10 protein-coding genes are annotated in these 12824 nt (G+C 63.4%); 3 read left to right on the forward strand and 7 right to left on the reverse strand.

Translation table 11 applies throughout. The annotated features are described in order from the left end of the window. Both JT360_RS00005 and JT360_RS00010 read left to right on the forward strand, forming a co-directional pair. The coding region (locus JT360_RS00005) for a hypothetical protein (RefSeq protein WP_214469432.1) at window positions 1-187 on the forward strand (187 nt) is incomplete at its 5' end. A gap of 188 nt (window positions 188-375) precedes the next feature. Continuing rightward, a complete protein-coding gene (locus tag JT360_RS00010) occupies window positions 376-2346 on the forward strand; it encodes a M23 family metallopeptidase (protein WP_214469434.1) in 1971 nt (656 codons plus the stop codon). Window positions 2347-2374: 28 nt separating this feature from the next. Here the strand turns inward: JT360_RS00010 and JT360_RS00015 are convergent, their stop codons facing one another. Beyond that, the gene (locus JT360_RS00015; RefSeq protein ID WP_214469435.1) at window positions 2375-3934 is read right to left on the reverse strand and encodes an MFS transporter; all 1560 of its coding nucleotides are present in this window, start codon (window positions 3932-3934) and stop codon (window positions 2375-2377) included. Between the two features lie 133 nt (window positions 3935-4067). Here JT360_RS00015 and JT360_RS00020 point away from each other — a divergent pair, with 133 nt between their 5' ends. Beyond that, entirely contained in the window at window positions 4068-4700 is a 633-nt protein-coding gene (locus tag JT360_RS00020; protein WP_214469437.1) for a TMEM175 family protein, read from the forward strand. On the opposite strand, the gene JT360_RS00025 is transcribed toward JT360_RS00020, so the two are convergent. The 6 genes from JT360_RS00025 to prfA all read right to left on the reverse strand — a co-directional run bounded on the left by JT360_RS00025 (window position 4674) and on the right by prfA (window position 12821). Then, the gene (locus JT360_RS00025; protein WP_214469439.1) at window positions 4674-6194 is read right to left on the reverse strand and encodes a L,D-transpeptidase family protein; all 1521 of its coding nucleotides are present in this window, start codon (window positions 6192-6194) and stop codon (window positions 4674-4676) included. The genes JT360_RS00020 and JT360_RS00025 overlap by 27 nt on opposite strands. 144 nt (window positions 6195-6338) lie before the next feature. Next, window positions 6339-6707 (reverse strand): MmcQ/YjbR family DNA-binding protein, encoded by a 369-nt coding sequence (locus JT360_RS00030; RefSeq protein ID WP_214469441.1) that lies wholly within the window; start codon window positions 6705-6707, stop codon window positions 6339-6341. A gap of 58 nt (window positions 6708-6765) precedes the next feature. Continuing rightward, on the reverse strand, window positions 6766-9372 hold the full coding sequence (gene clpB / locus JT360_RS00035) for an ATP-dependent chaperone ClpB (RefSeq protein ID WP_214469443.1): 2607 nt from the start codon (window positions 9370-9372) through the stop codon (window positions 6766-6768). A 219-nt stretch (window positions 9373-9591) separates the two neighbouring features. Beyond that, window positions 9592-10560: a DUF4167 domain-containing protein gene (locus JT360_RS00040; RefSeq protein ID WP_214469445.1), complete on the reverse strand. Its 969-nt coding sequence runs from the start codon at window positions 10558-10560 to the stop codon at window positions 9592-9594. A gap of 310 nt (window positions 10561-10870) precedes the next feature. Continuing rightward, on the reverse strand, window positions 10871-11749 hold the full coding sequence (prmC, locus tag JT360_RS00045; RefSeq protein ID WP_214469447.1) for a peptide chain release factor N(5)-glutamine methyltransferase: 879 nt from the start codon (window positions 11747-11749) through the stop codon (window positions 10871-10873). After that, window positions 11742-12821, reverse strand: a complete 1080-nt coding sequence (prfA, locus tag JT360_RS00050; RefSeq protein ID WP_214469451.1) for a peptide chain release factor 1 — start codon at window positions 12819-12821, stop codon at window positions 11742-11744. Before prfA ends, prmC begins: the two co-directional genes overlap by 8 nt. Window positions 12822-12824: the final 3 nt, after the last annotated feature.

Consider the following 12824-nt stretch of genomic DNA (forward strand, 5'->3'; position numbering starts at 1 on the left):
GAACTTTTTGCGACAGAAATTTCGGGCCCGCTTTATCGATAGCCAACTGCCCCAAGGGAACAGGGACAACGTGGGGGGACGGCCACGAAGGAGCCCTATTGCCGCCGCATTGCCGTTCGACACCAAGGCCAACAAAGAGGCCATGGCACAACCGTGCATGGCCCTCTTTCAAGAGCCTCGTAATTAGAGCGGGCGATGAGCCTCATAAAGAAGGCGCGCCGCCCTCATTTGCAGAGTGCTCTATAAGAGAAGTGCATGGGGGCAATTCGACCGGGGCCTGGGGCTTCGTTGACTTAACCTGCCGTGACAGGCAAATGTCATGGCCACAACAAAAGCGACAAGCCGTTCCGCCCGGGGAAGAAGCAGCCTTTCTGGATGCCAGACACGGAAGATGTCATAGCCGAACTCGGCAACGAGCCGCCGCTTATCGCGGACGGCCGCAGCGGCCCTCCCGATCGGCGTGAGGTTTCTGCGCGCTGGCTGTCGGGAACATTCCTGACCGGCGTAACCTCGAGCGTGCTGATGGGTGTGGCGCTGTTCGCCGCCCTCGACGGGCGCCAGCAACTCGCGACCCCGCCCGAAATCGCGGAACTGATTGGCCTTGCCAGCAATGGCGATTCCGGCGAGGTGGCCAAGACGACCAGGCTGGTGGCGCCGCGTCAGATCGCCAAGGCCAAGGACCGCCGCCGCATGGAAGTGTCGATGGTCACCAAGGTTGGCGACCGCGATGTCATCCACACCATGCCTTTCGTGCAGATCAAGATGGCGCTCGCCGCGGGCCACACCACCAGCCGGCCCTACCCGCCTTTTGACCCGATGCAGGTGTTCGGCGACGACGGCGACGATACTCCGGCGCAACCGGCAACGGCTTCCGCGGCCTCCGGCCAGATCTATGGCGCCAAGGTCGAAAGCGAGATGAGCCTCAAGACCGTCGATTTCCCGATCGAGACGGCCTCCTTCGACGAGAAGAGCGACCTGTCCGCCGACGAGGTGGAAAAGGTGGTGCGCGAAGCCGGCACCGACCTCAGCGACGGCGCCGTGCAGGTCGCTTCACTCCATTATGTCGACCCGCAGCGATTCGGCGAGGCGTTTGCCGAGTCGATGGCCGGCTCCTATGACGTGAAGATCGTATCGGAAAACGTCTCCGTGGCGCCGCGCGCCAACGTCGATGACCAGGCACCGGCTTTTGCCGAGGAAATCATCCCCTTCACCAAGGATCTCGAGGTATCAGAGGCCTTTGCCGATTCGGGCTATACGGGCGAAGACGCCACCGGCATGGCCGAAGCGATCGCCAAGCTGTTGAACGCACCGGCACTCAAGGCGGGAACCGTGCTGCGCGTCGGCCTCGAGGTCCGTGGCGATGCCGCAAAGGTCGTGCGCACCAGCGTCTACGACAAGACCACGCATATTGTCACCATCGCGCTCGACGACCGCGGCCAGTATGTGCCCGCGCAGGAGCCGGAGCCCAATCCCGAACTTTTGACCGCGTTCGACGATTCGTCGGCGCCCGTGGTGGTGCGCGGCAATCTTCCCAATGTCTATGACGGCATCTATCGCACCGCCTATTCCTACGGCATGTCGAAAGCGATGACCCAGCGGCTGATCAAGCTGCTTGCGCCTGGCGTCGACTTCCAGTCGCGGCTCAATCCGTCGGACAGGCTGGAAGTGCTGTTCTCGCAGCCGGACGGGGACGACCAGACTTCCGACAATTCGGAACTTCTCTATGTCTCGGCGACCTTCGGCGGCACGACGCGCAACTTCTATCGCTTCCAGATGCAAGACGGCAGCACGGACTATTTCGACGAGAATGGATCGAGCGCCGAGCAGTTCCTGTTGCGCAATCCACTGCCAAACGGGAGATTCACCTCCGGGTTTGGTGCGCGCAAGCATCCTATTCTCGGCTATGTCCGCATGCACACGGGCACCGATTGGGCTGCTCCCATCGGATCGCCGATCATCGCCGCCGGCAACGGCGTGGTCGAGAAAGCGGGCTGGGCCGGTGGCTATGGCAAGCAGATCATCCTGCGCCATGCCAACGGGTACGAGACCTCCTATAATCACCAGAGCGCTTTCGCCAAAGGCATCGCGCCTGGCGTTCATGTCCGGCAAGGCCAGGTCATCGGCTACCTCGGCCAGACCGGCCTCTCCACCGGTCCGCATCTACACTACGAACTGATCGTCAATGGCACCAAGGTTGATTCGATGCGCGTCCGGCTGCCGGTCGGCAAGGTGCTGAAGGGCGACGACCTCGTCGCCTTCAAGCGCGAGCGCGAGCGTATCGACGATCTGCTGAAGCAGGAAGACGGCAATTCGCTGAAGGTCGCCAGCGCTAAGATCGACGGCTGACCGTCGGCTTTTCAAGCTTGCCGATGTTTCAGTCCTGTGGGTTCTCGGCACGTCGCGACCACGGCAACCGCTCGCCGGAAATGGTCGTCCATGCGATGACCGCGGAAAGCAGGCAAAGCAGCGCGGTTACCGAAGAGACCGCCGAAAAGGCGGCGTCGCTTGCAACAAGCCTTGCCGCATCGAGCACCGGCGCAAGCCCGGCCGATGCCGGTTCGCCGAAGCCGGGTACGCCTGAAATGGCGTTCCCGTCCAGTGCTTTGGCGTAGACCCACGCGGCCAGCGACCCCATCGCCGCCACCGCGATCAGGCCGCCAATGCGTGACACGGCGTTGTTGATGCCGGAGGCGGCACCCGTATCCTTGTCCTCCACCGCTGTCATGATCGCGGTCGAGAGCGGCGACACGACCAGCGCCATGCCGAGCCCCATCAGTGCCATCAGCGGGAATATTCCGGTCCAGAATTGGTGGATGCCGGCATGGCTGAGCAGGGCAAGTCCGGCGAAGGCGAATGCCACGATCAGGCTGCCGCAGGCGATCGGGAACCGCGGCCCGATCCGGTCCGACAATTGGCCGACCGGCCCCGACAGAAGCGCGATCGACGCCGACAGCGGCAGGAAGATGAAGCCCACCTCAGCCGTGCTCAGCCCCCAGCCGGCGATCAGCAGCATCGGCAGGTAGAAAAGATTGGCCGACAGCGCGAAATAGAGGAAGAAGGTCGCGAGATTGGCGCCGGCGAATGCACCGATCCGAAACAGGTCGAGATCGATCATCGGCTCGCGCTGCCGCTGCTCGAACAGGATGAAGACCACAAGCAGCACGACGCCGGCGGCAATGCTCGGCCCCGCCATGTGGCCCTCGCCGCTGGAGCTCATCGAGGTCAGCCCATAGGCGAGCGCGCCGAAGGCCAATGTCGCGAGCGCGCCGCCCGCAAGGTCAAGGCTGCGTTTCTCCGTCGGCGCATCGGCCGGGATCTTGACGAGCAGCAGATAGATCGAGATCAGGCCGAGCGGCAGGTTGACGGCAAAGATCGCCCGCCAGATGCCGCCACCGAAAGCCGACAGCACAAGCCCGCCGAGCACCGGTCCAAGTGCGGTGGTCAGCGCCGAGGCCGCCGCCCAGATGCCGATCGCGCGGCCGCGTTCTTTCTTCGGGTAGGCCTTGGCGATGATGGCCAGGCTGCCCGGCACCATGATAGCCGCGCCAATGCCCTGAAGGGCGCGAAACGCGATCAGGATAACAGCGTTCGGTGCCAGCGCACAGGCGAGCGACGTGGCGACGAACAGCGCGATGCCGGCCACGAAGGCTCGGCGCAGCCCGAACCGGTCGCCGGCGGCACCGCCGGCAAGGATCAGCGCCGAAAGCGTCAACGCATAGGCATTGGAAATCCACTGCGCCTCGGCGAGGCTGGCGCCAAGATCGACACGGATGGCCGGCATGGCGATGGCCAGGACCGAACCGTCGATGAAACCGAGCGCCGAGGCCAGGATCGCCGACACCAGCACGTATCGCCGCTGTGATTGCGGACAGAAGGTTCCGTTCGTGACCGGTCTGGTCTGCGGGACGGCGGCGGCTTTGCTTGGTGAACGCATGAATGCTGCTTAAACCGCCGACGCACCGGCAACAACCGGCCACCGGCTTGCTGTCGTTGAAACCAGCCACCTACCGGGCGCAAACGGCGGCAGCCATGCTAGGTTCCGGACAGTTGCAGGCGGAGACCAATCGATGAAGCGCCCACTCGAAGCATCGGCCGAGGGACGCGGCCGCGTCGTCGGCATCACCGACGGGGTGTTCGCCATCGCGCTCACCCTGATCGTTCTCGAGATCAGGGTGCCGGCGCACGAGGCGATCCACTCCGAACGCGATCTGCTTGCCGCCATCGCGGCGCTGGCGCCGCGCTTCCTGACTTATGCCTTGAGTTTTCTGACGCTGACCATTTTCTGGTTCGGCCAGCAGGCGCAGCATGGGCTGATCGCCAAGTCCGACAGGCGGCTCGCCACGCTGAACCTGTGCTTCCTCGCCTTCATCGCCTTGCTGCCGTTCTCGACCGATTTGTTGGCCGATTTTCTCGAATTCAGGACGGCAGTGCTGGTCTACTGGCTCAACCTGCTGATGCTCGGCGTCACGCTGCTCGCCAGCTGGCGCTATGCGGAAAAGAACGGCTTTGTCGCGGAAGATGTCGATGCCGACACGAAGCGCACGGTCTATCTGCGCATCGTCAAGGCGCAGATCCTGTGGGCAGTCGGCGCGGCGCTCTGCCTGATCACCCCGTTGCTCAGCGTCGGGTTCATTCTGGTGGTGCAGCTGATCTACGCCATCGCGCTGCGCGGCTCATTGCTGCGCAAAGTCATCGGCTGAAGATCCGCCGACGAACTCCACCGTCACGCCGGGCGAAACAAGCTTGGCCAGTTCACGCGCATCCCAGTTGGTCAGGCGCACGCAGCCATGGCTTTCGGTCTTGCCGATCTTCGACGGATCCGGCGTGCCGTGAATGCCGTAGGTCGGCTTGTCCAAGGCGATCCACACCGATCCAACCGGACCGTTGGGCCCAGGCGGAATGGTCAGGATCTTGTCGTTCTGGCCTTGCTTGAAGTTGATGTTGGGATTGTAGGTGTAGTTCGGATCGAGCGCGACGCGGGAAACCGCGTGGATGCCGGACGGAGACGGCGTGTCCGACGAGCCGATGGTTGCGGGATAGGCCGCGACCAGCTTGCCGGCCGCGTCATAGGCGAAGACTTCCTTCTTGCCCTTGTCGGCGACGATGCGGGCAACCGGCGTCGAGACCAGTTTGCCGAAATTGGCGACCTTGATGATCGTGCCGGGACGGTTGAAGTTGGCGTCCGGGTTAAGCGCCTTGAGGTAGTTCTCGTCCATATGGAAGCGCTCCGCCAGCGCCTCGGTCACCGAGGTGTAGCCCATGCGGTCGAGCTGCGCCTTCTGGCTGTAGTCTTCCGGGATCGAGGCGACATACGGGCCGGCCGCGTCTTCCGCTGTGATGGTGTAATTGGCAAAGGCGTCGCCGCCTGATTGCGAGAGGGCCGCCTGGATGCCGACAGCATCGGTCGATTTCAGGTTGCTGCCAGTGATCTCATTGTAGGCGGCAAGCGCCTTGTCGACGTTAGAGCCGAATCGTCCGTCGATGACGCCAGGCGAAGCGCCGCCCCTATCGAGCAGGACCTGCAGTGCCGCCACATCCTGGCGCGCGCCGAGCGAAAGCGACGGATCGACCGTGGTCCTGCCGCCGGCCTTTGGCGGCAGTGCCGCCTGATCGGCGGGTGCTGTCTGTTCCGTCGGACCTGTCGGCTGGACCGGCTCTATCGAGGCCTCGTCGAGCGGCTGGCGCTTGATGGTGCCCGGCTTTGCCGGCTGCGGCGCGTCGGGATAATTGTCGTAACTGCCGTCGTCCTGCGGTGCCGGCGGATAGGCTTCGACCGAATTGTCGCTATTGGGGTCATATTCGTCGGCCGGCGGCGGGATGACCCGGCCTTCCTCTTCCAACTGCTTGCGGCGGAAGCGTGCCATATCCTCCGGATCGTCGAGATAGTAGCGATCATCATCGGCAGGGGCGCGGCCCAGCTGGCGCAGCCTTGTCTCACGGCGCAATGCACGACGGTCGAGGCGTGTCTGCGGCGGCTGGATGGCGATGACCTTGCCGGTATCGGCATCGACGATGACGCGGTTGCCCCTGGCGTCGTAATAGATGTCGAGATTGCCGTCCTGGGCGACAAGGATGCCGCCGTCTTCAGCATTGCGGCTGACCCTCGGCACATTGTCCTGCGTCGGCGCGGCGAGCGCGCCCCAAGAGAGCATCCCGGCTGCGAGTGCCGAAAAGACGAAGATCGTGCGGAACATCGTGGCCAAACTCTCCGGTCCGTAAATTGCCGCCGCCCGGCATTGTTCTTCGGCGAACCCCTTCGCCAGCAATCACTATCCCACCATATGGTTCCGATATGAACCGGGCATGAAGATGGCGGTTTTCCGGCCTATCGACGAATATCAGCCAGCTTGCGCGAGCCCCAGTTCCTTGCGCGCCTGTTTCGTCAGCTTCAGGGCGACTAGGCGATGGCTCTCACGCAGATAGTCCTTCAGCGCACCATCATCCATGCTCTGGCTTGTCTGACGCTGGATCCATTTCATGCCGCGCGAGGCAAGATAAGGCGCCGGCCGACAGCCAGGCAACTCCTTCAGCACATCATAGGCGATATCTGAACATTTGAAGGTGACGAAGAGCTGCTGGCCCTGGTCCCAGCCGCCGATCGCGAACACCTTGGCCCCAACCTTCCAGACATGAGCGCCGCCCCATTGGACGACATGCGTGGCCGAGGGCAGCGAGGCGCAGAAGGCGTTGTAGTCGTCCAGCGTCATGCGCACCCCACCATCAATATGAAAATGCCGCGCGCCCAGCTGGGCGCGCGGCGTTGGATCAGGCCGCCGCTTCGGTTGCGACGACCGTCGGCTTCGAGCGGAAGTTCAGCCGGTCCGAGCCGGCGGTGACCTTGACCGTCGAGCCGTCGAGGATTTCGCCGAGCAGGATCTTCTCTGCCAGCGGATCCTGCAGTTCCTTCTGCATCACCCGCTTCAGCGGTCGCGCGCCATAGGCCGGGTCGTAACCCTTGGCCGCAAGCCATTCGATCGCCTCGTGATCCAGAGACAGCGTGATCTTGCGATCGACAAGCAGGCTCTCCAGCCGCTTGAGCTGGATCTCGACGATGCGGTCCATGTCCTTGCGGCGCAACCGGTGGAACAGGATCACCTCGTCGACGCGATTGAGGAACTCCGGCCGGAACGATGCCCTGACGACGCCCATCACCTCGTCGCGCACCGCGTCGACATCCTGGTCCTCGCTGAGATTGACCAGATATTCGCCGCCGAGATTCGACGTCATGATGATCAGCGTGTTGCGGAAATCGACCGTGCGGCCCTGCCCGTCGGTGAGCCGGCCGTCATCGAGCACCTGCAAGAGCACGTTGAAGACATCCGGATGCGCTTTCTCGATCTCGTCGAACAGCACGACCTGATAGGGCCGGCGCCGCACCGCTTCGGTCAGCGCACCGCCTTCCTCGTAGCCGACATAGCCCGGAGGCGCGCCGATCAGCCGGGCGACCGAGTGCTTTTCCATGAACTCCGACATGTCGATGCGCACCATGGCGCTCTCATCGTCGAACAGGAAGCTCGCCAGTGCCTTGGTCAATTCGGTCTTGCCGACGCCCGTCGGCCCGAGGAACATGAACGAGCCGATTGGCCGGTTCGGATCCTGCAGCCCGGCGCGGGCACGCCGAACGGCCTTGGAGACGGCCTGCACCGCCTCGCCCTGGCCGACGACACGCTTGCCGATCTCGTCTTCCATGCGCAACAGCTTGTCGCGCTCGCCCTGCAGCATCTTGTCGACCGGAATGCCGGTCCAGCGCGAAACGATATGGGCGACGTGGTCGGGGTTGACCACCTCCTCGACCATGCCGGCCTTGCCGTCCTGGGCCTCCGCCTCCTTCAGCTTCTTTTCCAGTTCCGGGATCTTGCCATAGGCGAGCTCGCCGGCACGCTGGAACTCACCCTTGCGCTGGGCAATGGCAAGGTCGTTGCGGGCCTCGTCGAGCTGCTTCTTCAAGTCGGCGGCGAGGCCGAGCTTCTGCTTCTCGGCCTGCCACTTGGCGGTGATCTCGGTCGATTCCTCCTCGAGACCGACAAGTTCCTTTTCCAGGCGGGCGAGCCGGTCTTTCGAGGCATCATCCGTCTCAACCTTCAGCGCCTCGCGTTCGATCTTGAGCTGCATGATGCGGCGATCGATCTCGTCCAGCGCCTCGGGCTTGGAATCGACCTGCATACGCAACCGCGAAGCGGCTTCGTCGACCAGGTCGATCGCCTTGTCCGGCAGGAAGCGGTCGGCGATGTAGCGGTTGGACAACGTCGCCGCCGCCACCAGCGCCGAATCGGAGATACGCACTTTGTGATGCTGTTCGTACTTCTCCTTCAGGCCGCGCAGGATCGAGACCGTGTCCTCCACCGTCGGCTCGTCGACGAAGACGGGCTGGAAGCGGCGGGCAAGGGCTGCATCCTTTTCGACATGCTTGCGGTATTCGTCGAGCGTGGTCGCGCCGACGCAGTGCAGTTCGCCACGCGCCAGCGCCGGCTTCAGCAGGTTTGACGCGTCCATGGCGCCGTCCGCCTTGCCGGCGCCGACCAGCGTGTGCATCTCGTCGATGAATAGGATGATGTTGCCGTTGGCCGAAGTGACTTCCGAAAGCACGGCCTTCAGCCGCTCCTCGAATTCGCCCCGATATTTGGCGCCGGCAATCAGCGCGCCCATGTCGAGCGCCATCAACTGCTTGTCCTTCAGCGATTCCGGCACATCGCCATTGACGATGCGCAGCGCCAGGCCTTCGGCGATGGCCGTCTTGCCGACGCCAGGCTCGCCGATCAGCACCGGATTGTTCTTGGTGCGGCGCGACAGCACCTGGATGGTGCGGCGGATCTCGTCGTCACGGCCAATCACGGGGTCAAGCTTGCCGGCGCGAGCATCAGCCGTCAGGTCACGTGCGTATTTCTTCAGCGCGTCATAGTTCTGCTCGGCACTCGCCGAATCGGCGGTGCGGCCCTTGCGGACATCGTTGATGACCTGGTTCAGCGCCTGCGCGGTGACGCCAGCCTTGGCAAGGATGTCGGCGGTTTTGGCCGATTTCTCCATGGCGAGCGCCTGCAGCAGCCGCTCGACCGTGACAAAGCTGTCGCCGGCCTTCTTGGCCAGTTCCTCGGCGGTCGAAAACACCTTGGCCAATGGCTGCGCCAGATAGAGCTGGCCGTTGCCGCCTTCCACCTTAGGCATCGCCTCGAGCGCCGTCTCGACGCCGAGCTTGACGTCACGGACATTGCCGCCAGCGCGCTCGATCAGTGATGCGGCCAGGCCCTCGTCATCGTCGACGAGTACCTTCAAAATGTGTTCGGGAGTGAATTGCTGGTGGTTGCGGGAGAGCGCCATGGTCTGCGCGGATTGGATGAAGCCGCGCACGCGCTCGGAATATTTCTCAAGATTCATATCTGTCTCCTTCCATCACCGGCCCGCTTTGCGGCACCGGATCAGATTGCGGTGACGGACCCGCCCATTCGAGCCGGATCCTGTTCAGTCGAGATATGGTGCATGGACCCCGGCCCCTCAAGACGTCTCGATATCGGCAGGTGCATAATATTCCACAGCCGCTCAAACGAAAACGGCGGAGATTTCTCCCCGCCGTCCAACGTCTTGAAATGCCGTCGATCAGTTGTCGATGTCGGCGATCACCGGCTCGGCACCGCCATTGTCGGCCGGAGCCGCGGCTGCCTCGCCGGCATTCGCATTGTCACTGCCGCCGTCGACCTGGTCGGCATTGGTGCGCGGGCGGCGCGGACGGCGCGGGCGGCGGGCAGCACCGCTCTCGGCGGCCGCCTCGTTGAGTTCGGCCTGAGCCGCCAGACCGGCTGGCGAAAAATTCTCGAACAGCGGTGCCGGCTCGGCTGCGGCAACGGTCTCGACCGGCGAAGTGGGTTCTGCCTGTGCCTCCGCCGGTGCTTCGTTGCGCTGCTGACCGCCTTGCTCCGTGGAAGAACCGTAGTCGCGCTGGCTGTTCTGGCCATAGCCGCCATGGGGGCGGCGATCGCGGTGGCGCCCGCTATTGTTGTCGCGGCCGCCGTTGTTGCGCCCGCCATTGTCACGGCCGCCATCACGATTGTCGCGACTATTTTCACGGTTGAGCGCAACCTCGGCCGGCGTGCCTTCGATCACCGGCTGGGGGCCGGCGCCATGGTTGACCACGGGAACTTGCGGATCGGAAACGGCGTTGCCACTGCTGCCCACTCCACTGTTGCTCGCCCCACTATTGCCGGCATTATCGAATTCGTCGCGATCCTCATCGCCGTCATCGTCGAAATCGTCGCGATTCTGCTGGACGTTCTGGATCGGCATCTGCGCCTGCGCGGCGGCTATGATGCGATTGTAGTGTTCGGCGTGCTGGAGATAGTTCTCCGCCATGACCCGATCGCCGGAGCTTTGCGCATCACGGGCAAGGGTGGCGTATTTTTCGGCGATCTGCTGAGCCGATCCACGGATCTTCACGTCCGGACCGTTGCTCTCGTAGTTGCGCGTCAGGGGATTAGGCCCCTTGCGATTGTTGTTGTTGTTATTGTTGTTGCTGCCGCCGCCATTGTTGTTGCGACCGCGCATGCGCCTGTTCTGCTGTTGTGGCCTCATTCGACTCTCTTCATTTTGAATTTTGAAATTTTTTGAAAACTCGTCACGAACGGTGGCGCTCATGCAGCCAGCCGTTTGGTTTCTTCACCGGCGTTCGCCCGCATCGATTGCGTTGGCGCCACGTGCCATCCTGTTCCGGTTACATCACTTGCCGGACGATTCCCGCACGAAGCTTGGGCGTCGTTTGCGCAAGAAGGCAGCTATTTCCAAGGAAACCGAATCGCTAAGAGCACTGCCTGCTTCGTCTCATCCGGTTAAGGCGACCCTAGCCGCATTCCCCGGCATTGCCAAGCGCTTTTTTCGCGCTGCGTCAAGGCTTTCCCTGTTGAAAGACAAGAACCCTGTCGTTTCCACCGAGGTCACGGAAAGCGCCGACCAGTCCATAGCCCGCAGCCCTGAATATATCCGTAACTTCGTCATGCTGTGTGTGGCCGATCTCGACCGCAACCCTGCTTTCGGCTTCCAGAAATCTTGCCGCCTCGGCGGCGATAATCCTGTAAGGGCCTAGCCCATCCACGCCGCCATCAAGAGCAAGGCGCGGGTCGAAATCGCGGACTTCATCCTGCAGATTTCCTATGTCTCCTGACGATATATAGGGAGGGTTTGCGGCAATTACATGGTATCGGCCGGAAACTTTTTCAAACCAGTCCGACTGCAGCGCCGTGAACCGATCGCCAAGCCCGAGTTGCCCGGCATTGAGGGTTGCCGTCGCCAGCGCGCCGGCGGAGATGTCGACGCCGGTCGCGGTGGCTGCCGGCACGGCACTCAGCAGCGCCAGGGCGATGGCGCCCGTCCCCGTTCCGAGATCAAGGATGCGGCATGCGCCCTCCCGCTTGGCCATTGCCTTGACGAAGGGCAGCACCGCCTCGACCAGCGTTTCGGTGTCCGGCCGTGGCTCCAGCGTTTCCGGCGACAGCAACAGGCGCAGACCGTAGAATTCGCGATAGCCAAGGATGCGATGCACCGGTTCGCCACCCGCCCGGCGCCTCAAAGCGGCATGGATCGCGGCGATGGAGTTGTCGCCGATCTTGCGTTCGGGGTCGGCAATGGCCTGCGTGCGCGTCGTGCCGGAAAAATGCTCGACGATCAGCCGCGCGTCGAGCGTGGGATCATCGACATCAGCCGCCGCAAGCCTGGTCCGCGCTTCCCGCAGCAGCGGCCCCAGCGCCTTGGGCAGATGGTCAGCCATCGAGGCCGATATCGGCCAGCAGCTTCGACTGGTGATCGGCGATCAGCGCGCCGACGATTTCGTCGAGCTCGCCCATCATCACCCGGTCGAGCTTGTAGAGCGTCAGGTTGATGCGATGGTCGGTGACGCGGCCCTGCGGGAAATTATAGGTGCGGATGCGCTCCGAGCGGTCGCCGGAGCCGACTTGCGACTTGCGCGATTCCGAGCGCTCCTCGTCCGCCTTGCCGCGCTCCAGGTCGTAGAGCCGGGCCCGCAGGATCTGCATGGCCTTCGCCCGGTTCTGGTGCTGCGATTTCTCCGCCTGCACCACCATGATGCCGGTCGGCAGATGGGTGATGCGGACCGCGGAATCGGTGGTGTTGACGTGCTGGCCGCCGGAGCCCGAAGCGCGCATCGTATCGATGCGGATGTCTTCGGCGCGGATCTCGATATCGACCTCTTCCGCTTCCGGCAGCACGGCGACGGTCGCGGCGGAAGTGTGGATGCGCCCGCTGGCCTCGGTCGCCGGCACGCGCTGGACGCGGTGCACCCCGGATTCGAATTTCAGATGGGCAAATACGCCCTTGCCGGACACGGTGGCGATGATTTCCTTGAACCCGCCGGCATCGCCGTCGCTGGCCGACACCGTCTCGAACCGCCAGCCGCGTTCGGCGGCGTAGCGCTCATACATGCGAAACAGGTCGCCGGCGAAGAGTGCCGCCTCGTCACCGCCGGTACCGGCACGGATTTCGAGGATGGCGTTCTTGTCGTCGGCTGCGTCCTTGGGCAGGAGCAGGATCTGGATGTCCTTCTGCAGCGCCTCGATGCGCTCCTCCACGCCGGGCAGATCAGCCTCGGCGAGTGCCCGCATCTCGGCATCGGTGCCCTTGTCGGCCAGCATCGCTTCGAGGTCGGCCTGCTCATGCTCGGCCGAGCGCAGCTCCCTGACCTTCGCCACCATCTCCTGCAGCTCGGCATATTCCGATGCCATCTTCACATAGGCATCCGGCGCCGGTCCGGCCGACATCTGCGCTTCGAGCATCTCGAAACGCTTGACGACTTGATCCATACGATCGCGGGGCAGATTGACCATGAT

Source organism: Mesorhizobium sp. dw_380 (assembly GCF_018588885.1).
Taxonomy (GTDB): Bacteria; Pseudomonadota; Alphaproteobacteria; order Rhizobiales; family Rhizobiaceae; genus Mesorhizobium.